The 20,547-nt window shown below is 47.5% G+C and carries 18 protein-coding genes; 4 read left to right on the top strand and 14 right to left on the bottom strand.

Annotated features, from left to right (window positions below; genetic code table 11):
• Positions 1 to 65 precede the first annotated feature (65 nt).
• Complete coding sequence (locus L5M40_RS11755) at positions 66 to 830, bottom strand: SURF1 family protein (RefSeq protein WP_212599566.1); 765 nt, start codon at positions 828 to 830, stop codon at positions 66 to 68.
• On the opposite strand from L5M40_RS11755, the gene L5M40_RS11750 reads away from it, so the two are divergent.
• On the top strand, positions 829 to 1,047 hold the full coding sequence (locus tag L5M40_RS11750) for a DUF2909 family protein (RefSeq protein ID WP_105250645.1): 219 nt from the start codon (positions 829 to 831) through the stop codon (positions 1,045 to 1,047). The genes L5M40_RS11755 and L5M40_RS11750 overlap by 2 nt on opposite strands.
• Positions 1,048 to 1,051: 4 nt before the next feature.
• Here L5M40_RS11750 and L5M40_RS11745 read toward each other — a convergent pair whose 3' ends face one another.
• The 6 genes from L5M40_RS11745 to lexA form a co-directional block, all read right to left on the bottom strand.
• Entirely contained in the window at positions 1,052 to 1,927 is an 876-nt protein-coding gene (locus L5M40_RS11745; RefSeq protein WP_198572400.1) for a cytochrome c oxidase subunit 3, read from the bottom strand.
• Positions 1,924 to 2,505: a cytochrome c oxidase assembly protein gene (locus tag L5M40_RS11740; protein ID WP_198572399.1), complete on the bottom strand. Its 582-nt coding sequence runs from the start codon at positions 2,503 to 2,505 to the stop codon at positions 1,924 to 1,926. The genes L5M40_RS11745 and L5M40_RS11740 overlap by 4 nt, the downstream gene beginning before the upstream one ends.
• A gap of 1 nt (position 2,506) precedes the next feature.
• On the bottom strand, positions 2,507 to 4,099 hold the full coding sequence (ctaD, locus tag L5M40_RS11735) for a cytochrome c oxidase subunit I (RefSeq protein ID WP_105250642.1): 1,593 nt from the start codon (positions 4,097 to 4,099) through the stop codon (positions 2,507 to 2,509).
• Between the two features lie 9 nt (positions 4,100 to 4,108).
• Positions 4,109 to 5,641 carry a cytochrome c oxidase subunit II gene (gene coxB, locus L5M40_RS11730; protein ID WP_212599504.1) on the bottom strand — a complete coding sequence of 511 codons (1,533 nt, stop codon included), beginning with the start codon at positions 5,639 to 5,641 and terminating at the stop codon, positions 4,109 to 4,111.
• 403 nt (positions 5,642 to 6,044) lie between these two features.
• Positions 6,045 to 6,557 carry a cell division inhibitor SulA gene (locus L5M40_RS11725; RefSeq protein ID WP_212599505.1) on the bottom strand — a complete coding sequence of 171 codons (513 nt, stop codon included), beginning with the start codon at positions 6,555 to 6,557 and terminating at the stop codon, positions 6,045 to 6,047.
• Positions 6,554 to 7,174 carry a transcriptional repressor LexA gene (lexA, locus tag L5M40_RS11720; protein WP_105250639.1) on the bottom strand — a complete coding sequence of 207 codons (621 nt, stop codon included), beginning with the start codon at positions 7,172 to 7,174 and terminating at the stop codon, positions 6,554 to 6,556. The genes L5M40_RS11725 and lexA overlap by 4 nt, the downstream gene beginning before the upstream one ends.
• A 160-nt stretch (positions 7,175 to 7,334) precedes the next feature.
• On the opposite strand from lexA, the gene plsB reads away from it, so the two are divergent.
• The 3 genes from plsB (at position 7,335) to L5M40_RS11705 (ending at position 11,937) form a co-directional block, all read left to right on the top strand.
• Entirely contained in the window at positions 7,335 to 9,758 is a 2,424-nt protein-coding gene (plsB, locus tag L5M40_RS11715) for a glycerol-3-phosphate 1-O-acyltransferase PlsB (protein ID WP_105250638.1), read from the top strand.
• Complete coding sequence (gene mtr / locus L5M40_RS11710; RefSeq protein ID WP_263147435.1) at positions 9,758 to 11,014, top strand: tryptophan permease; 1,257 nt, start codon at positions 9,758 to 9,760, stop codon at positions 11,012 to 11,014. Before plsB ends, mtr begins: the two co-directional genes overlap by 1 nt.
• 149 nt (positions 11,015 to 11,163) lie before the next feature.
• Complete coding sequence (locus tag L5M40_RS11705) at positions 11,164 to 11,937, top strand: VOC family protein (protein WP_263147438.1); 774 nt, start codon at positions 11,164 to 11,166, stop codon at positions 11,935 to 11,937.
• A 76-nt stretch (positions 11,938 to 12,013) separates the two neighbouring features.
• Here the strand turns inward: L5M40_RS11705 and L5M40_RS11700 are convergent, their stop codons facing one another.
• The 7 genes from L5M40_RS11700 to L5M40_RS11670 all read right to left on the bottom strand — a co-directional run bounded on the left by L5M40_RS11700 (position 12,014) and on the right by L5M40_RS11670 (position 20,116).
• Entirely contained in the window at positions 12,014 to 13,180 is a 1,167-nt protein-coding gene (locus L5M40_RS11700) for a ribonuclease T2 (RefSeq protein ID WP_263147440.1), read from the bottom strand.
• A gap of 218 nt (positions 13,181 to 13,398) precedes the next feature.
• On the bottom strand, positions 13,399 to 16,539 hold the full coding sequence (locus L5M40_RS11695) for an efflux RND transporter permease subunit (protein ID WP_263256691.1): 3,141 nt from the start codon (positions 16,537 to 16,539) through the stop codon (positions 13,399 to 13,401).
• Positions 16,540 to 16,548: 9 nt separating this feature from the next.
• Complete coding sequence (locus L5M40_RS11690) at positions 16,549 to 18,090, bottom strand: efflux RND transporter periplasmic adaptor subunit (RefSeq protein ID WP_263168561.1); 1,542 nt, start codon at positions 18,088 to 18,090, stop codon at positions 16,549 to 16,551.
• A 21-nt stretch (positions 18,091 to 18,111) separates the two neighbouring features.
• The gene (locus tag L5M40_RS11685; RefSeq protein ID WP_198572393.1) at positions 18,112 to 18,372 is read right to left on the bottom strand and encodes a heavy metal-binding domain-containing protein; all 261 of its coding nucleotides are present in this window, start codon (positions 18,370 to 18,372) and stop codon (positions 18,112 to 18,114) included.
• Positions 18,373 to 18,650: 278 nt separating this feature from the next.
• The gene (locus tag L5M40_RS11680; protein ID WP_263168558.1) at positions 18,651 to 19,088 is read right to left on the bottom strand and encodes a hypothetical protein; all 438 of its coding nucleotides are present in this window, start codon (positions 19,086 to 19,088) and stop codon (positions 18,651 to 18,653) included.
• A 109-nt stretch (positions 19,089 to 19,197) separates the two neighbouring features.
• Positions 19,198 to 19,653 (bottom strand): DUF2057 family protein, encoded by a 456-nt coding sequence (locus tag L5M40_RS11675; protein WP_198572391.1) that lies wholly within the window; start codon positions 19,651 to 19,653, stop codon positions 19,198 to 19,200.
• A gap of 100 nt (positions 19,654 to 19,753) precedes the next feature.
• Complete coding sequence (locus L5M40_RS11670) at positions 19,754 to 20,116, bottom strand: hypothetical protein (RefSeq protein ID WP_198572390.1); 363 nt, start codon at positions 20,114 to 20,116, stop codon at positions 19,754 to 19,756.
• Between the last annotated feature and the right edge of the window lie 431 nt (positions 20,117 to 20,547).

Genomic DNA, 20,547 nt, shown 5'->3' with positions numbered 1-20,547 from the left:
CCTAATTTATTGTTTTATATTTATTTAGTTTTATTAGTGTCTTGCTAATTATGGTACGAATTTCCCTATTTGCTCCTTGAGTTTGCGACTGTTTGGGCGCTATGGCGTTTTACATATTTAATCCCTTGCCACAGCATTAGCCCTGCAAATACGGCTGCCATCGAAAACCACTGCAACGCATAGCCCCAATGTTTTTGTGCCGACAGTGGGAAAGGTTGCCAAGGATGGGGCAATGTGAGGGAAGGTAATTGCTCTGGTTGCAACACGACAGGTAACACTGGGTGCCCTAATACCTTAGTCATTTCGGGCATATTTAAATTTTGAAAGCGAATACTTGTCCCTGTTTCTGCCATTAAAGCTTGGCTCAAGGGATTGATTTGCTTTTGATAAAGCCTGCCTTCGATATTTAATGCCCCGCTTAGGGGAGTGATGTGGGGTAACTCATCCCGATGGGAGCCTGCGGCAACAAAGCCTAACTCGACCAGCAACCAAGGTTTTTCAACTTCTACTTGCAGAGGTTGAAAGGCTAAATAGCCCACTTGACCTTGATAGATTTGATTATCCAGCAGCCAGATTTGTGAGCTTGCGGGAGTGGCGCGTACTTGCAGTCGATAACCCGTTACGCCTTCTTTGCCGACCTTGAGTTGGAGTTGCTCAAAACTTAATGGCAGCAAAGCTTGCCTTGCTTCCATTTGGGCTGAAAGCGTCGTTTTATCTTCACCACGGGCTAACTGCCATAAACCCAACTTGACCAATATAGTTAATACAGCCACAGTCAATATCAGTAGAAAAACCGTTAATTTATTCAGCAGAACATGAGGATATTGTATGAATAGCCTGTTCATTTTTAAGTTGGTCTTAGTTCTGCTGTTGCTATTCATCATTTTTAATCTAGGTCGCGCCTTGTTTATTATGGTGAAAGGTGATGAAAAAGTGCCTATGAGCCGTTATCTTGGTCGGCGAGTGATTTTCTCCGTGCTCGTTATCTTGTTATTGCTGGTGGCCTTAGGGACTGGGTTAATTAGCCCCAATCCCACGCCTTACTAAAGCACTAGAGAACGTAAACGAAAATAAACAAACACAGCCAGACCACATCCACAAAGTGCCAATACCAACTCCCCGCTTGGAACGCAAAATGTTTATCTGCGCTAAAGTGCCCCTTCAACACTCTGAAAAACAACACGAATAAAAAGAGCGTCCCCAGTGTGACATGCATGCCGTGAAAGCCAGTTAACAGGAAGAAGGTGTTGCCATAAATCCCAGAGGTCAGGGTGAGTCCCATTTCCCGGTAGGCATGCATATATTCTTCTGCCTGTAAGGCAAGGAAACCCATACCCAAGAGTATGGTGATACCAAGCCAGAGAGTAATGGCAGAACGTTTACCTTTTTCTAGGCTGACATGGGCGAAATGTAAGGTAACTGAGGAGGTTAGCAGTACGATAGTGTTGATTAATGGCAGTCCAGTCCATGGCATAGCTTGGGTTTTAGTGCCATCTGGCGTAGTAATGAGCGGCCAAATAGCTTCAAACTGAGGCCAGAGTACTTCGTGGGTCATGGCATTATTCGATGCGCCACCGAGCCAAGGCACTGCGAACATGCGGGCATAAAATAGTGCCCCGAAAAAAGCCCCGAAAAACATAACTTCCGAAAAAATAAACCAGCTCATACCTTGGCGAAACGATCGATCCATTTGGCTAGAATAGAGCCCTGCCATCGACTCTTGGATCACGGTTCTAAACCAACCCACCAGCATGAATAGGATCACAGCTATCCCAACCAGCAGCACATAACCGCCACCGGATGCACCTGATTTCAATTGTTGCACGAAAAGGCCTGCACCAGAGGCGATTAAGAACAAGCCAATGGCACCTACAATAGGCCAGACACTTTGGGATGGAACGTAGTAAGTCTGATGTTTCGTTGTCATTTTGCAGCTCCTTGCTCTATGGCAGACGCTAACTGCTTGTCGGTAATGTCGTAGAGAGTGTAAGAGAGGGTCAGAGTATGGATAGACTCAGGTAACTGAGGATCCACATAGAAAATGAGCGGCAGCTCAGCGCTAGTGTCCGCCGCTAAGGGTTGTTGATTAAAGCAAAAGCATTCTGTTTTATTAAAATAAGCGGCACCTTGTCCGGGCGAAACTGAAGGTATCGCTTGGCCAATCGTTGCTTTAGCTGACATATTGCGCGCCAGAAATGCCGTATGGATTAGCTCGCCAGGGTGAACTTCGAGCCGTTTGGTTTGTGGCGCAAATGTCCATGGCATGCCTGTTTGTACCTGAGAAATAAATTCCACAGTCACTATTCGGCTTGTATCTACTGTGATTGCTTGATAACTACTCGCGGTATTGGAGGGTTTTCCATTGATACCGAGTTGCTCGCACAACACATCGTAGAGCGGCACCAGCGCGAATCCAAAGCCAAACATGCCAATACAGCCTATAACTAACATGCTGATAAGTTTACGATTTGACTTAGATTTATCTTGCTGGTGTTGGGTTGCCATTTCATTTCACCTCAGGTGGTGTCGTGAAGGAGTGGTAAGGCGCAGGGCTTGGCAATGTCCACTCTAAACCCTCGGAACCTTCCCAAGGTTTAGCGGGAGCTTTTTCGCCGCCACGGATGCACTTAATTACTAATACTAAGAAAATCAATTGCGATAAGCCGAAGGCGAACCCACCAATCGAGACGATTTGATTAACATCGGCAAATTGAATCGAGTAGTCAGGGATACGCCTTGGCATTCCTGCCAGCCCAAGGAAATGCATCGGGAAAAATAGCACATTGACTGAAATCACCGAGCACCAGAAATGCCATTGTCCCAGTCGTTCGTTGTACATGTGTCCCGTCCACTTAGGTAGCCAGTAATAGGCCGCTGCCATGATGGAGAAAATCGCACCAGTCACGAGCACATAATGGAAATGTGCCACAACAAAATAAGTATCGTGGTACTGGAAGTCGGCGGGTGTAATGGCGAGCATTAATCCCGAAAAACCGCCAATAGTGAAGAGTATGATAAAGGCTACAGCAAACAGCATGGGCGTTTCGAAACTGAGTGAGCCGCGCCACATAGTGGCAACCCAGTTAAACACTTTCACCCCAGTTGGCACTGCAATCAACATAGTGCAATACATGAAAAACAGCTCGGCAAACACTGGCATACCTGTGGTGAACATATGGTGCGCCCACACGAGGAACGACAGAATTGCAATACTAGCCGTAGCATAAACCATGGATGCATAGCCAAATAAGGGTTTACGACTGAAGGCTGGGACTATGGCAGAGATGATGCCAAAGGACGGCAAGATCATGATGTAAACTTCAGGGTGGCCGAAGAACCAGAAAATATGCTGGAACATCACAGGATCGCCGCCGCCCGCCGCATCGAAGAAACTCGTGCCGAAAAACTTATCGGTCAGCACCATAGTCACTGCGCCCGCGAGTACGGGCATAACTGCGATCAGTAGGAATGCCGTGATAAGCCAAGTCCAGACAAACAATGGTAACTTCATCCATGTCATGCCTGGCGCGCGTAAATTCACTATGGTCACAATCACGTTGATCGCGCCCATGATCGAACTTATCCCCATGATGTGAATAGAAAATACAAAGAGCGCCGTGCTATCTGGGCTATAAGTTGTTGATAGTGGTGCGTAGAAGGTCCAACCAAAGTTAGGTCCGCCACCTTCCATAAATAGCGAACTGAGAAGGATAGTGAAGGCGAAGGGGAGTATCCAAAAACTCCAGTTATTCATCCGTGGCAGCGCCATATCGGGCGCCCCTATCATCATAGGGATCAGCCAGTTAGCGAGCCCTGTAAAGGCTGGCATTACCGCACCGAATACCATGATCAGCCCATGAACAGTTGTCATTTGGTTGAAAAAGTTGGGCTCGACCAATTGTAATCCAGGTTGAAAGAGTTCAGCGCGGATCACCATGGCCATAGCGCCACCGGTTAAGAACATAATGAAGCTGAACCATAAATACAAAGTACCTATGTCTTTATGGTTGGTGGTTAGCAGCCAGCGCATGATGCCCTTTGGCGCACCATGATGATGGTCATCATGGGCTGCGGTTTGATCTTGAGTCGTAGTGCTCATCATTATCCCCTACTGTCCATGACTTGCGATATCAGCAGGTTGCACTGTATCGCCGGTATTGTTATCCCAAGCATTGCGTTCATAGGTAATGACTGCTGCAAGTTGCTGTGGGCTAAGCTGTTTGCCAAATGCCTGCATAGCCGTGCCCGTTTTGCCGTGCATCACAATATCGATGTGATTGGCGACTGGTCCAATGGCGATAGCACTACCCACTAGCGCGGGGAAGGCGGGTGGTATTCCTGCACCTGTCACTTGATGGCAGGCAGCACAGAAGGTCGCGTAGACAGTTTCACCTTCGGCCATGAGGGCGTCATGGCTGAGTGTGGGGAGGCTTGCGGGATCGATTGCAGCTGAGACGTCTGCAGGTGCGGGTGTCGGAGTTGTACTGCTTGGTACCGCGGCGGATGTTTGTGCAGAATTGCCGTTCATGTACTCGTTGACGTCTTTGGCTTGCACTGCATCGCCAGTATTATTGCCCCAAGCATTACGCTCGTAGGTAGTCACTGCCGCGATTTCTTGTGCAGTCAATTGCTTACTAAACGCTTGCATGGCTGTACCCGTTTTACCGTTGAGCACAATTTCAAGGTGGCCGCTGAGCGGTCCCGTTGCAATCGGGCTACCTTTAAGGTGCGGAAATACGCCTTGCAACCCTTCGCCATTGGGCTGGTGGCAGGCTGCGCAGTGCCCGAGGTAAACTTGTTCACCTTGAGTCATCAACTCTTCTTTACTTAGGGTTTGTGATAAAGCGGCTTGAGCGGCTTCAGCCGCAGCACCTGCGGCTTGTTTCTGCTCTGTTACCCAAGCCTCAAACTCGGCTTCAGGTAACGCTTGTACTACGATAGGCATAAAACCATGGTCTTTTCCGCAAAGTTCGGCGCATTGACCGCGGTAAATGCCGGGTTTGTCGATGCGAGTCCAAGCCTCATTGATAAATCCAGGGTTGGCATCTTTCTTAATGGCAAAGGCGGGTACCCACCAGGAATGGATGACATCCTCTGAAGTCATCAGAAAGCGGATTTTGCGGTTTATCGGTAGAACGAGCGGTTTATCGACTTCCAATAGATAGTTTTCACCCTTGGTTTCGGTGCCTTCAATTTGTGCTCTGGGTGTTGTCAGTATGCTATAAAAATCAATATCTTGATCGAAATAGCTGTAATGCCATTTCCATTGGGACCCCGTGACTTTTACGGTGAGATCGGCGTTGCTGGGATCTTCCATTGCGATTAAAGTTTTTGTCGCTGGAATCGCCATTAAGATCAAAATGATAAATGGCAGAATCGTCCAAGCGATTTCAACTTTAGTGCTTTCGTGAAAGTGGGACGCGACAGCGCCTTTGGATTTTCTGTGGTTGATCATGGCGTAAATCATGACGCCAAAGACCACTAGGCCTATTGCGCAGCAGATATACAAGATGGTCATGTGCAAGTGATAAACCTTGCCACTGATCTCGGTCACGCCAGGGGTCATGTTGAACCGCATGTCCGCGGCGGTCAACGGTGGTGCGAAAAGCACCACGAGTAAACAATACAACAATTGCTTCACAAGACTTCTCCTCTGCCAATTGCGAATAGCAACTACAAAGAAGAGCAACACAGTAAGTCTCAACTCTATGCAAACTCTTCAGTTCCCAAAAAAGCTTTTTTGACTTCAACGTGCGTTGGCGGCTGTTACTTTTAATCAAGTATTGTTACTGCTGGTAATTAGCCACGCTGGCACATACTGCTGAAATAAATTTGTTCTCTATTTTTAGTGGCGCTTCGAGTTCGATAAATACTCGATTCATTGACCACGGAAGGTGATATATCACCACCGACTTAACCAACCATACTTGCTGTTTAAATATTGATCAAGATCACTTATTTATCTAATTATCTGAAAAATTGCCAAAAAAAAGCCTCACATTCATAGGTGAGGCGGCTTTCAAGGTAAAAAATTAAATGAATATTTAGTGTACAGCGCTAAAAAAAGATTGCTGACCGAAGAGATTGCCTTGCTCAATGCGTACGTCGGCATGTAAGTGACTATTTACGTCTTCAAGCACTATGCCCATAGCTCGGGCACTTTTAGCCACGATTTGTAGGCGTCGATTATCCCGCGCATCTAATGATTGAGTCCAAGTAATGACTGCACTGGACGTACCACTTGTTAGGGCTTTTTCCATCGCCCACAGGGTTTCGACTTCATCTTTAGCATGTACCAGCAAAACTCTATCCATACGCACACCTGCGCTAGCGAGTGTTTGCTTGTAGCCAATACTTGGAGGGTTGATGAGCACTAACCAACGGCCCTGTTGGCTTAACTGAGCGAGTTGTGCACTCAGATGAATTAATTCTTGGCGACCTTGAGTCTTGGTTGGCATACAGGCGATAGGCGCATGGTGCCAGTCATAGTCGGCATCACGGACTTCATCGAGCCACAAGCCCGGATGGCGGGGGGCATTGCCAAGTAGTTTATTCATAGCCAATCTCCATTACGGATCACACCGACGGCGAGTCCTTCAATTGTTAAACTTTGGAAGCCTAAATCCACTTTAATCGGGGAGTAATCTTCATTTTCGGCATGTAGATAGACTACATTACCTTTTTTTTCGAAACGTTTAACAGTGACATCGTCATCGACTCTAGCGACAACCACTTGACCATTTCTAGCTTGTTCTACTTTATGAACTGCCAGCAAATCACCTTCGAGAATACCGATATTTTTCATGCTGTCGCCCTTTACTCGCAGTAAAAAATCGGCGGCGGGATGAAACATGCTTGGGTCGACTTGGTAGTACTGTTCAACATGTTCTTGGGCGAGGATAGGTTCACCCGCGGCCACTTGGCCGATGAGCGGTAAACCTGTTTCAGTCAAATCTTCGATTTCCGCAGGCAGACGAATGCCCCGAGATGTGCCAGGCATGATCTCAATGCAGCCCTTTTTCGCCAACGCTTTAAGGTGTTCTTCAGCCGCATTGGCGCTCTTAAAACCTAAACGGGTTGCGATTTCTGCCCGAGTGGGTGGCATGCCAGTATCGGCAATATTTCGTTTAATTAGCTCTAATATTTCAGCTTGGCGTGGCGTCAAAGGTCTCATGGTGTTTCCTGTTTTTCTATACAGTTACTGTTAGTATATACAGTATTATTTGCAGCGCAAGTATTAACCACTTTTTAGCTATGTTGGAGAGAATTAGCGAATATTACCCATAGTCTGGTATTCTATCGGGCTAGTAAACGCACTTAATTGCATAAGAATAATGCCTAAACACGACTCTCTTTGGTTGAAATCATTACGTTGGATCCAAAAACACTTAGTGCACACTATTGTGGTGCCTCAGGATCCCTTTGCCGATCTGAATCTGGATGCTTCCAGACCCCTTGTTTATGTGATGAAAACAGAATCCCTCAGTGACATAGCTGCTTTGAGCGAAATAACGGCTAAGTTAGGTTTACCAAGCCCTTATGAGCCTCTAGTGGCTAATGGTGTGACTGCGCCTCGGGTTGTCTGTCTTCAAGGACGTAAGCCACTGTTTGGCGAGCGTGCTGGTAATGAGCCTTTCCTCGAATGTTTTATGCGTTTGTTAGCCGTGCATAAGGAACGTCCTGAATTAGATATTCAACTGGTACCCGTGAGCTTGTATTGGGGTCGCACGCCAGGGAAAGAAGACGACACTATGAAGGCGGCCGTATTTGAGCGGGAAAACCCGACTTGGCTGCGCAAGTGCTTGATGATTCTGTTCTTAGGTCGACATAACTTCGTGCAGTTTTCGAATGCCGTATCCCTGCGTTACATGGCTGACGAACATGGCACCGACATGGGGATTGCCCATAAGTTAGCACGGGTTGCGCGCGTGCATTTCCGTCGTCAACGTAAGGTAATGACAGGGCCTGTGCTGCCAAACCGCCAAGCACTGTTTCATTCGTTACTCAAATCTGAGTCGCTGCGCAAAGCGATTCAAGAAGAAGCCGCCAGTAAAAAGATTTCTGAGACCCAAGCGCGCGAGACGGCTATTGAGTACCTCGATGAAATAGCAGCCGATTACTCAGATAGTTTAGTGCGTATTGCCGAGCGTTTCTTAACTTGGTTGTGGAACAAGCTTTATAGCGGGATCAACATTAAAGGCGCCGAGCAAGTTCGCCAGCTGCATCACGATGGCCACGAGATTGTTTATGTGCCTTGCCATCGCAGCCACATGGATTACCTGCTGTTATCGTATATTTTGTATTATCAAGGCATGGTTCCGCCGCACATTGCTGCTGGCATCAACCTCAACTTCTGGCCCGCGGGACCTATGTTCCGTCGCGGTGGTGCCTTCTTTATCCGCCGTAGTTTTAATGGCAACAAGCTGTATACCGCAGTATTTCGTGAGTATTTAGATCAGCTGTTTGCTAAAGGTTATTCGGTGGAATACTTCTCCGAAGGTGGCCGTTCACGTACTGGCCGTCTGTTGGCGCCGAAAACTGGCATGATCGCCATGACGATGAACAGCGTACTGCGCGGTATTGAACGTCCTGTCACACTTGTGCCTGTGTATTTAGGCTATGACCATGTGATGGAAGTGGCGACTTACCATAAAGAGTTAAGCGGTAAGAAAAAGAAAAAAGAATCTGTGTGGCAGGTGTTCGGTGCCATTCGCAAATTAGGTAATTTTGGCCAAGGTTACGTGAATTTTGGCGAGCCTATTACCTTACAAAATTTCTTAAATGAGCGTGCGCCAAACTGGCGTGCTGAGTTGGCCGATGATCCCGAGCAGAAACCAAGTTGGTTAACTCCAGCGGTAAACGTGCTGGCTAATCGGGTGATGACGCGTATCAATGATGCCGCAGCCGCGAGTTCGGTGACTTTGACTAGCTTAGTCTTACTGGCGACAGATCAAAACGCCTTAGAACGTAGTCTGCTGGAGCGTCAGCTTGATTTGTATCTGACCCTACTCAAAAAAGTGCCTTACACTTCTTATACATCTGTTGCGGAAGGTGATGGTAAGCATTTAGTGCAGCAAGGTTTAGAGCTGAACAAGTTTGTTGTTAGTGCCGATCCTTTAGGGGAAATAGTGTCTATCGAAGCGAGTCAGGCAGTGTCTATGACTTACTATCGTAACAATATCATTCACTTATTTATTGTTCCTTCATTAATTGCGAGTTGTTTAACCCACAATGAACAGATCCTGCGCCAGCAAGTCGTTTCAATCGTTGCCGATTTTTATCCATTGCTGAAAGCCGAACTCTTCATGGGAATTAAAGACTTACCAGCCTATGTTGAGCAAGTACTGGATTTCCTGATTGGGCAAGGTTTAGTGGTTGAGACAGATACTTTAGCTGTCGTGCCTGAGCACTCAAGCCAATTATTATTGTTAGCCAGTTCAGTGAGCGAGACTCTGCAACGGTACGCTATTATTTTCAATCTGTTAGCGAACAGACCTAAGATGGAGCGCTCAGAACTTGAGTCTGAGAGCCATTTACTCGCTCAGCGTTTAGGGGCTTTACATGGTATTACCGCGCCTGAATTCTACGATAAAAAACTCTACGGTACTTTGAGCGTGAAGCTCAAAGAATTGGGATATCTGGCGGATAGTGAAGATAAGTCCAATATCAATCGCATACGAGATCAGGCCAATAGCTTATTACGTCCGTCAGTGAGACAAACGATAGTGGCGAGTGTCACCGCGGAGCACACAGTTTAATGGCAAATCATATGAATGCGGCTAAGCATAAGCCCGCAGGTAAGTCCTTGCTTGGTGGTGCCATGATTATTGCTGGCACGACCGTAGGTGCTGGGATGTTTTCTCTGCCCGTGGTCGGTGCAGGTATGTGGTTTGGCTATTCGATTTTGATGTTATTGGGCATTTGGTTTTGCATGTTGATGTCGGGCTTATTGTTGCTCGAAACCAATTTACATTTCGAACCCGGTGCTAGCTTCGATACCTTAAGCAAGCAAACTCTTGGGCAGTTTTGGCGGATAGTGAACGGCGTTTCTATTGCTTTCGTGTTGTATATTTTGACTTATGCCTATATCAGCGGCGGTGGTTCGATTGTGAATCACAGCTTGCAGGGCATGGGAATTGAGTTACCGCAAAGCGTGTCAGGGCTGGTGTTTGCCATAGTATTGGCGAGTATAGTATTGATCAGTACTAAAGCCGTGGATCGGATTACCACGATTATGCTCGGCGGTATGATCATTACCTTCTTCCTCGCGGTCGGCAATTTATTGATCGAAATTGATGTGACTAAGTTGCTCGAACCTGATGGTAATAACAGCTTTTCACCTTATCTGTGGGCGGCGCTGCCCTTTGGTCTCGCCAGCTTCGGCTACCATGGTAACGTTCCCAGCTTAGTGAAGTATTACGGCAAAGATTCCTCCACCATTATCAAGGCGATTTTCGTCGGCACCTTTATCGCACTGGTGATTTATGCCTGTTGGTTAGTGGCGACTATGGGCAATATTCCCCGCAGCCAGTTTATCGACATTATTGCCCAAGGCGGCAATATGGGTGTGTTGGTGGGCGCTTTGTCTGAGGTGATGGCGAGTAGCTGGTTAAACAGTATGTTGACCCTGTTTGCTAACTTAGCCGTGGCTTCATCTTTCTTAGGGGTGACCTTAGGTTTGTTCGATTATCTCGCCGACTTGTTTGGTTTTGACGATTCGCGCTCTGGCCGGATGAAAACCGCGTTAGTGACCTTTGTGCCGCCGACGATTTTAGGATTACTGTTCCCCGACGGCTTTTTAGTGGCGATTGGCTTTGCGGCATTAGCGGCGACAGTGTGGGCGGTAATCGTCCCGGCGCTGATGGCCTATAAATCACGGCAGTTATTCCCCGAGAGCACAGGTTTTAGAGTGATAGGCGGTACGCCGCTGATTATTCTTGTGGTGCTATTTGGCATAGTCACGGGTGCTTGTCATCTGCTCGCGATGGCAAATTTACTGCCTCAGTATTCTTAATTTGTTTCGATGATTTAAGCCCTCTGCGTGAGGGCTTTTTTGTATTTGGCCATTGAGTTTTAATCCTGCAGATCTTTTTTATCCCGATACTGGACAGAAGCCCGAACTCAGGCTTAACTCGAATGATTGTAAAAATGAAGGAGCCAATGATGAAAATTACTCAGTACGCACAAGGACATGCATGTTGGGTTGAACTCGCAAGCCACGATTGGCAAGCTGCTAAGGCATTTTATCAAGCGTTATTTGGTTGGAACTCAGTTGACATGCCTATCCCAGAAGGTCATTTTTCGCTATTCAATTTAGCAGGTGATGATTTAGGCGCCATGTACCAAATCCCTGAGTCTGAGTCGCAGATCCCCAGTCATTGGCGTGTCTACTTTGCCGTGGATGATATGGATGCCAGCATTGCAGCGATTCAAGCTGCGGGCGGCCAAGTGCACATGGGGCCGCATATTGTGGGAGATGCGGGCGTGATGGCGCAGGTGAGCGATCCACAAGGCGCACGTTTTGCACTGTGGCAAGCGAAGAACCACATAGGTGCTCGCCGTCAGGGTGAACTCAATACCCTTTGCTGGGTTGAGCTGGCTTGCAAAGAGCCGCGTACTGAAGAAGCCTTTTACTGCAAAATATTCCCTTGGACAAACACGCCCAGCGATATGCCAGACATCGAATACTCTGAGTGGCAAGTTGATGGGCAATCCATCGGCGGTATGATGACGATAATGCCCGAATGGGGCGATATCTCTCCCCATTGGCTGCTCTATTTTGTGGTGGCGGATTGCGATGCGTTTGCTGAGAAAGCCCAAAGCTTAGGCGCGCAAGTGTGCATTCCGCCTAGTGATATCCCTGATGTGGGACGATTTTCTGTCATTGCTGACGCCCAAGGCGCTACCTTTGCGGTGATCAAGCTTAATCAGATGTGACAGCCATATTAAGGACTGTCATTAAGGTTAAAAACGGCGACGCTAAATCGCCGTTTTTATTTGTCTAACTATTTGTTTAATTAGCGTTATCAATCATGATTGTTTCAGGGCAGGAGCCTTTTGAGGCCTTATTGGCTTTGGCGAGTAGGCTAGGTAAGGAGTCAGAAGTTTTAATGACTTCGGGCAAGTTAATGCGGATTTCACTCAGTAATCCCTTGCCACATTCAAGACTCATTTTAGTGTGAGCGCCTTGACCGAAGCTGCTATCAAAACTTTGGTTTAACTCACTTTTACTGACACTCTTACCTATGTTGTCATGAATAAATTTTTGTACCCATGCCGAGGCATTGACCGCTTGGGTCAGCTGGGTTGCCAATAAAAAGTACTCGTTAGGGTCTTGGCTACGGCAAGTGCCGTGTTTCCACCATTCGTGGCGTTCTAAACAGGTGCCATATTGGGCGCTTGGCATGACTTCTTCTAAATTTTTGCGCACCGATGGATTCAGTTCAAACTCTGGATAAGTACAGAAATCATTCGGTTGCAGTTTGACTGTGCTGCAATAGCCATATCGCGTGCCGCATTGTTGTTTATTCGGCCACAGTCCGTGCAGGCTGAAGTGTTGCCATTGGCTCGATTCTGGCGTTTGGCTGAGGGCGCGACATTCGGCTTTACGGCGGCCATAGAGTTCACAAAAGGTGCTTTGCCAGCTTAATGCCAGCACGTTGGCGTCAAATTCACCGCCGATTCGGCATTGATTTCCTTGGCGTTTCTCTGGGGTACCATGCTCTTTAAGGCTATCTCGGCTTTTTGCTTTGATGTCCGATGCCGTGGTGGTTTGCGCCGGTTCCGCCGCCGTTGCAGGTGTTGATAAATTACTGTCAGCAACATTAGATAGATATTGACCACAATCGCCGCTGATCCAACGCATGGGAGACTTCACCGCATTGGTGCGCACTCTTAGCCAATCAGGTTTAGCACTATTGCCGAGGATTTCAAGTACAGGGTAGCGCTCACCAATATTGCTCTGCCATTGGTCTGGATTCGTCTGCTTATTTTTCGATTGAAATAGCTCACAGCGTTTGTCGGCAACGAATTCACCGGTTGCGGGTGCGGCAAAGGCGGGTGCTGTAATGATGAGCGCAGCGCATAAACCGAATGCGGCAAGTAATGCGCGTGATGGGGTTTTAAGGGAAAGTGCTTGCGGCCATATCCGGCTGATGGTTAAACAAAATGACTTGGTCATGTGATGGAATCCTTCCTGCGGCAGTGAATTGAGTCAATTCTGTGTGGCACTGAGTCAATGGTACACATAAGCGCTATAAACTTAGAGGCTTATTTTACCCAGAGTGGTATATGGCACTGTTGTAAAATTAGATTTTTAATCTGATTGAATGAGAAAATCCCCTCAAACTTTAATGGTTTGAGGGGATTTTTATCGGTGTTCTAGCGCCGTACACTCAATTACGCCGCGTCTTTCTTTAATTTACGCGAGTAAATCAGTAGATAAAGTGCGGGTAGTACAAACAGTGACAGTAATGGGGCCGTAACCATGCCGCCGACCATAGGTGCGGCAATTTTCTGCATCACATCGTTACCCGATCCTGCACCCCACATAATGGGGAGTAGACCGAAGAAGATGGTCGCTACTGTCATGGCTTTGGGGCGGATCCGCATAACGGCACCTTCCATTAACGCTTCTTTTAAGTCGCTGACGCTGTGGTAATTATCTTTCTCTTGTCTGTGCTTGATGGCGTTATTGAGATACACCAGCATTACTACCCCAAACTCGGCGGCTACACCCGCTAAGGCAATCATACCGACGGCGACTGCCACTGAGATGTTGTAATCCAGTAGGTATAACAGCCAAGTGCTGCCGACCAACGCGAAGGGGAGGCTGAGCATGATAATACTGGCCTGAATGGTGGAGCCAAAGGTCATCATCAGCAGGATGAAGATGACGGCTAATGCCATAGGGATCACTTGCTTAAGTTTTGCATCTACCCGCTGCATATATTCGTACTGCCCTGCAAAAGTGTAGCTGTAGCGCGGGGGCACCTTGAGTTCGGCATTTAAAGCTTTCTTGGCGGTCGTAATATATTCGCCGATAGACGTGCCTTCAATATCGATAAACACCCAAGAGATTAAGCGACCGTTTTCACTGGTGAGCATAGGTGCGCCATCGGTGATTTCTATATCCGCTAAATTTCGCAGTGGTAGATAATTTCCCGATTTAGTGATCACAGGGAGTTCGCGCAGCTTTTCGATATTATCGCGTAGCTCACGGGGATAACGTAGGTTGATGGGATAGCGCTCAGCCCCTTGTACCGACTCGCCAATATCCATACCGCCAATGGCGTAACGCACGACATCTTGAATATCTTGCAGTGACATACCGTAACGTGCGGCCACATCGAGTTTGGGGGTGATATCGATATAACGCCCGCCACCACTGCGTTCAGCATAGGCTGACTTAGTGTGTGGCACTCTACTGAGGATGGCCTCTATTTCTGCCCCTAGATTTTGCAGCTCGTTGACATCGGCGCCGGTGATCTTAATACCGACGGGGGTTTTTATCCCCGTCGAGAGCATGTCAATACGGGTTTTGATGGGTTGTACCCAAGCATTGGTGAGTCCTGGTACTTTGACGGTTTGCTGTAGTTGGGCAATGATGCCATCTAAGGTCATGCCTTCACGCCATTCCTCATGGGGTTTGAGCATGATAGTAGTTTCAAGCATGGTCAGCGGCGCGGGATCGGTCGCGGTTTCGGCGCGGCCTACCTTGCCAAACACGCGGGCCACTTCGGGCACGGTTTTAATCAAGCGGTCGGTTTGCTGCAAGACTTCGGCGGCCTTACTGGCACTGATACCGGGCAATGCCGTTGGCATGTAGAGCAAATCGCCTTCTTCAAGGGCGGGCATAAACTCACTACCCATGCGGGTCATGGGATACCAAGCACTGGCCAGCGCGACTAACGCTAACATCAGGGTGACTTTAGGAAATTTAAGCACCAGTTTGAGCGAAGGTTGGTAAAGCGCGATCAAGAAGCGACTGAGAGGATTGCTGCGTTCGCTGGGAATTTTGCCGCGAATAAAGTAACCCATCAAAATCGGCACTAAGGTGATCGATAAAAAGGCCGCCGCTGCCATGGCGAAAGTTTTAGTGTAGGCCAGTGGCGCGAATAATCGACCTTCCTGCGCTTCGAGTACGAACACAGGCACAAAGCTTAAGGTGATAATAATCAATGAGAAAAATAACGCAGGGCCGACTTCAATCGACGCTTCGGTGACGATGCGCCAATGCTCCTTAGTATCGGGCTCGCGATCATGTTTGGCTTTGAAATGTTCTAAATGCTTGTGCAGGTTTTCGATCATCACAATCGCGCCATCCACCACGGCGCCGATAGCAATGGCGATGCCGCCAAGGCTCATGATATTGGCGTTCACACCCATCTTATTCATCACGATAAAAGCGATAAGGATGGATAGCGGCAGGGTTATCACGGCCACGAGTGTGGAGCGCGCATGCAGCAAAAACAGTAAGCAGACTAAGCCAACCACCAACATTTCTTCGACGACCTTGCTAAACAAGTTGTCGACGGACTTAAGAATCAAGTGGGATCTGTCATAGGTTGGGATAATCTCAACCCCATCGGGCAGGCCCGCTTTGAGTTCTTCGAGTTTAGCTTTCACCGCATCTATCGTCGCTAAGGCGTTTTCGCCGTAACGCATCACCACAATTCCGCCAACGACTTCACCTTCACCGTCGAGTTCGGCTATACCGCGGCGTGAGGCTGGGCCTTTGCGCACAGTGGCGACATCTTTGAGTAATAAACCTGTACCAGAAGGGCTGGTGATACCAAGGGGAATTTCACGAAAATCCTCTAGCGTCTGGCGATAGCCTTTGGCGCGCACCATGTATTCGGCTTCGGCCATTTCGATCACTGAGCCGCCAGCTTCGCTATTAGCTTTATCGATCGCTTGTTTAATGCTGGCGATATCGAGTTTATAGATCGCCATTTTATCCGGCTCAAGCACTATCTGATAGGTTTGCTCCATGCCGCCGACGGTGGCAACTTCAGACACGCCTGCCACGCTTTGCAGCTCTAGCTTGAGATACCAATCCTGCAGACTTTTGAGTTGTGATAAATCTAAATTGCCAGAGCGATCGACCAGCGCATATTCATACACCCAACCGACACCAGATGCATCGGGGCCGAGTGAAGGTTGTACACCCTGGGGCAAACGGCTGCTAATTTGACTCAGGTACTCGAGTACCCGCGAGCGCGCCCAGTAGATGTCTGTGCCATCTTCAAAAATCACATACACATAGGAGTCGCCGAACATGGAATAACCACGTACGGTTTTGGCGCCAGGTACGGCTAACATGGCGGTCGACAAGGGATAAGTCACTTGTTCTTCAACCAATTTAGGCGCTTGGCCCGGGTAAGGGGTTTTAATGATCACTTGTACGTCGGATAAATCCGGCAGCGCATCAAGCGGCGTTTTGCGCAGCTCCTGCACGCCCCAAACTGTGATCATGATGGCGATAATCAACACCATCAATCGCTGCCTGATTGACGCCTCGATAATATATTTCAACATAACGCGCTCCTAGTGCTGATGACCGCTGCTTAAACGCATTAAGCTGCCCTTGAGACTGGCTTCGGAGTCGAGTAAGAATTGCCCCGAAATCACCACACGTTCACCTTCATTCAGGCCTGAAATAATCTCGGCTTTACCTTGGCTCATCATGCCGACTGTGACGGCCTTGGCGGTAAAGCTGTCATCGGTTTGTTTGACGATCACGCGGTTTTCTTTACCCGTCTGAATTAAAGCTTCCTGCGGGATCACGAGCACATCTTTATTCGGGCCACCGAATAGCGAGACTTTCGCGAGGGTTTTAGGTCTTAAATCTACGTCGGCATTGTTGAGAACCACTCGTACTCGCAGGCTGCGAGTGACTGGGTCAAGCTCAGGGTAGATATAATCGATCGTGCCTTCGATGCCACTGATATTCATGGCGGGAACGGCAATTTCGGCCTTTTGACCTTTAGCAATCCAGCTTTGCTCATTCTCGAATACGTCGGCAATCACCCATACCTTAGAGAGATCCACTAGGGACATGACTTCGGTCGAAGGCTGAATGTACATGCCATCACGAACGTCGAGGGCTTTAACTATGCCATCCTCTTTGGCGTAGAAAGGTACGCGATACTGGGTTTGATGTGACTCGGCTAATTGTTTGATTTGTCTGTCGTTAAAACCGAGGAAAGATAAGCGTAAACCCGCATTGCGCACCAAATCTTTGTAGCGGCCTTGGCCGTTTGCTTTGGCGGTGTCCATGGCGAGCAGGTAGTCATCTTGGGCGTTAATTAAATCGGGAGAGTAGATCTCGTAGATCAGTTGGTCTTTCTTGACGGTATCCCCCACGGATTTGACCATGAGCTTTTCAATCCAGCCAGTGACGCGGGCATGGATATGGGTGATCTGGCTTTCGTCGTAATCGATTTGACCGACGGTTTCGACAAATTTCCACAGTGTGTCGCGTTCAACCTTGGCGACTTTGAGTGCCAGCGCTTGCTGCATACTGCCGGAAACATTGATATTGATTTCTTGGGTATTGCCGCCCGTTTCGACTTTTTCTAAGTTCATGCCGCAGATAGGGCAAGTGCCGGGCACATCGCTGATGATGTGAGCATGCATAGGGCAAACGTACTTGATTGTTGTCACGTGGTTTTGGGCTTTAACTAAGCTGTCGGCCTTAGGTGTTGGGGTATCGAATACCTGGCTCGAAGCTTTCGCTGCCAAGATTTGTCCATGCTCAGAGGCTTGGTGATCTGCGACTTGATGCTGTGCATGCTCGGCCGCAGAGTTTGCGGTATCTTGTTTCTCAACTAAAAACATATTGCACTTAGGGCAGCGACCAGGCTCATGGCTGAGCACTTCGGGATGCATAGGGCAAGTGTAGGTTTTTACTTGATTTAACGAATTATTTTTAGGCGCTGTTGCAGAATTTACTGCAGCTTCGGTCGCCACGGGCTCTTGTGTGCTCGCCAGTTGGGCATGGCTCAACCAAGGCGTACCTAAGAGTAAGCTACTCAAGATCAGTACGGCTTTAGGGGTCTGCTTTTTTACGGTTTTAAATGAATTCATATGCCTCATCTCCAGCCTAGCTTAGTGGTGTTTGTGGGCGTTTTTTGCCGCACCTTCAGCCGGTTTTGCTTCTATTGCCTTTGGCTCTAAGTTCATACCACATTGAGGGCAAGTATCTTCTTTGCTGCCAGTCACTTCAGGGTGCATAGGGCAAACATGGGTATGGGCTTGTTCCTGTGGATTGGCATTGTCGTGTTGATGTGCGTGCGGCGCGGCCGTCGCAAACACGCTTGTGCTGGTCAGCAAGAATGTGATTAAGGCGAGATTAGTTAGTGTTTTCATATTATTCACTCCATCGGATTAACGGCCGAATACGAGCGCATAAACGTCAGTGAGCACAGTGGATCAAAGCGGTTCGCTTCGATAGACGAATTGATGCCACAATTTGGCATTCGGCTCAGTAATCAACGTTTTGCTAGACTCGGGTGCACGATTTAATGATAAGGCACCACAATAAACGGCTAAATAGGGCGTTAGCTTAGGGCTAACAGCATTGTCGTTTTAGCTTGGTCGTTTGGCTTTTTTTAAGGGTTTATTTGCCCAATAAGCACAAAGTAGGGCTAGGCTATCGGTGGTTTAAAGGCCGAAGACAAAGAGATAGAGTGGAAATGAGGCATAGGAGTGGCCATTGCAGTATCGCTCATGCTCACACTTGGCCAGAGGTGTGGGCTGAATAGAGTGCCAGCGACTGAAATCGTCAAACAATGACCACAATCATTTGAACATGATGTGGTGCCATCACAGCAATGCTGTTTCGCGCCGGGAAGCATTTTATCGTTGCAGCAATCCGTGTTGGCCATTGAATGTGAGTCAGAACTGTTCTCCGTGTCCATCTGCATCATTGTAGCGTGGTGCATTTGGGAGGAAACCTCATGATTCATCGCACTCATATCCATAGTGTGTGGCACCATGGCGTGACCATTAGACACGACACTTTGCCCGACGAGTGCGAGTAGAGTGAATATGACTAAAAAATAACGACTGAGTGTGTGATGCATAAGTATTCCAAATGATGAACGGCTCGAGTCTAGCATAGAGGCATTATGCTGTAATGATTTAACTCACATTTCAGCACATGCCTCAGATTAAATATTTAACTCGTCTAAATTAGAAAGCGGGGTTGCTGACTAACATTTTCGCCATCAGTTGGCTGTGGCTTTGCAGTGGATATTCGCCCGCTTTGTCACCATTAATACTGAGTTGAATCGTTGGATATTTAATAAATTGACGCGCTTCAGCTTCAGTCATTATTTTGGGCTGGGTGATTTGGTAGCTATCACTCGCCTTCACATCCAGCACTAAGTAAAGCGGCGCTGATTTAACCCAGTTGCCACTATCATCGGCGCGATAATCAAATATATCCTGATATTTTAGCTCGAGCAGTACTTTCCCTGCGGAGAGTTGGATGGGTTTAAAGGGCGTGGTTGGCACACCATTGATACTGATAACACTGAGCGCATCTGTGCTATTTAAGCTGGCGGCTGTAACTGTGGTGCTACTTAATAAGGCACCGATAACGAAAGTAAGGCCTAGTAAGCTTTTGTTCAATAAAGTGGTTTTCATAATAAACTCCAAAAATTCTCTGTACCTCGTTGCGGTGCGAATATGCAGCGGCGCAATCAAAGGTGTTTAGTCGGTTTTACGTTGTAAAAAACGAAAGACGTTACAGTGAATTGGAGTTAGGAGGCGGTGTGGTGAGCCCGAGGTCGGCAGTTTGCATCGCCCAGCCTTGTATGGCAATACGCTTGCTTGCTGGGTTGGCGAAGGCCAGTTCTAGCACTGCAGGCTCAAGGTAAAGTGATGATAGGCAATGGGTTTGACAATGACTTGTCATACTATCTTGGCAGTGTTGCAAGCAATCGGATGCAGAACAATCTGGCATGGTGCAGTTCATTTCTGCATCCATCATCAGCATGGTTTGACTGCTGTGGCCATTGGTGTTGGCTGAAGTTGGCATAGCACTCACTATCGCCGATTGGGCGATTAGCGAAAATAACACTGCTATGGTGATCCAAAATTTAGCCATGATAACTCTGAAAATTGATTGCTTACCCTTAGAGACCTTAGTTAGCCCAATAAAGTTTCATATACGATTCAAATTTTAATTTTTAATGATTTATTTCTCCGCCTACTTCAATAATTAAACAAAACATCGACTGGATCACATTTCTATTTTCTAGAAATGATTTCAATAGTGATTGATTCTCAAAGGGGAAATCTCATCGCGATAATCGGTAACTTGCGATTATCGGGTGATTGCATTAGCTTTAGTTAAAGTGCATCACAGTTCAGCTAGCGGTTTTTACCAAATGACGTCCAAATAGTTAGAGCTAAGTCTCATTTTGCGCTTTTAAGGTTAATTTAATCAGCAAATTTCGGCTTAAAATCAAATTTCTAATAAATGAAAGAGCATAAACTAGTCTTATAAAAACTAATTTTGACAATTTTGGAGATAGA

This window comes from Shewanella sp. SM68, from assembly GCF_025653925.1.
In the GTDB taxonomy this organism is placed as follows: domain Bacteria; phylum Pseudomonadota; class Gammaproteobacteria; order Enterobacterales; family Shewanellaceae; genus Shewanella; species Shewanella oncorhynchi.
The sequence above is the reverse complement of the archived record's forward strand: the minus strand, read 5'-3'. Positions and strand labels throughout refer to the sequence as shown.

Coding starts and splice junctions, on each gene's coding strand:
- L5M40_RS11750 (WP_105250645.1), top strand. CDS start 829: ATGAATAGCCTGTTCATTTTTAAGTTGGTCTTAGTTCTGCTGTTGCTA.
- L5M40_RS11745 (WP_198572400.1), bottom strand. CDS start 1,927: ATGACAACGAAACATCAGACTTACTACGTTCCATCCCAAAGTGTCTGG.
- L5M40_RS11740 (WP_198572399.1), bottom strand. CDS start 2,505: ATGGCAACCCAACACCAGCAAGATAAATCTAAGTCAAATCGTAAACTT.
- ctaD (WP_105250642.1), bottom strand. CDS start 4,099: ATGAGCACTACGACTCAAGATCAAACCGCAGCCCATGATGACCATCAT.
- L5M40_RS11725 (WP_212599505.1), bottom strand. CDS start 6,557: ATGAATAAACTACTTGGCAATGCCCCCCGCCATCCGGGCTTGTGGCTC.
- lexA (WP_105250639.1), bottom strand. CDS start 7,174: ATGAGACCTTTGACGCCACGCCAAGCTGAAATATTAGAGCTAATTAAA.
- plsB (WP_105250638.1), top strand. CDS start 7,335: ATGCCTAAACACGACTCTCTTTGGTTGAAATCATTACGTTGGATCCAA.
- mtr (WP_263147435.1), top strand. CDS start 9,758: ATGGCAAATCATATGAATGCGGCTAAGCATAAGCCCGCAGGTAAGTCC.
- L5M40_RS11705 (WP_263147438.1), top strand. CDS start 11,164: ATGAAAATTACTCAGTACGCACAAGGACATGCATGTTGGGTTGAACTC.
- L5M40_RS11700 (WP_263147440.1), bottom strand. CDS start 13,180: ATGACCAAGTCATTTTGTTTAACCATCAGCCGGATATGGCCGCAAGCA.
- L5M40_RS11695 (WP_263256691.1), bottom strand. CDS start 16,539: ATGTTGAAATATATTATCGAGGCGTCAATCAGGCAGCGATTGATGGTG.
- L5M40_RS11690 (WP_263168561.1), bottom strand. CDS start 18,090: ATGAATTCATTTAAAACCGTAAAAAAGCAGACCCCTAAAGCCGTACTG.
- L5M40_RS11685 (WP_198572393.1), bottom strand. CDS start 18,372: ATGAAAACACTAACTAATCTCGCCTTAATCACATTCTTGCTGACCAGC.
- L5M40_RS11680 (WP_263168558.1), bottom strand. CDS start 19,088: ATGCATCACACACTCAGTCGTTATTTTTTAGTCATATTCACTCTACTC.
- L5M40_RS11675 (WP_198572391.1), bottom strand. CDS start 19,653: ATGAAAACCACTTTATTGAACAAAAGCTTACTAGGCCTTACTTTCGTT.
- L5M40_RS11670 (WP_198572390.1), bottom strand. CDS start 20,116: ATGGCTAAATTTTGGATCACCATAGCAGTGTTATTTTCGCTAATCGCC.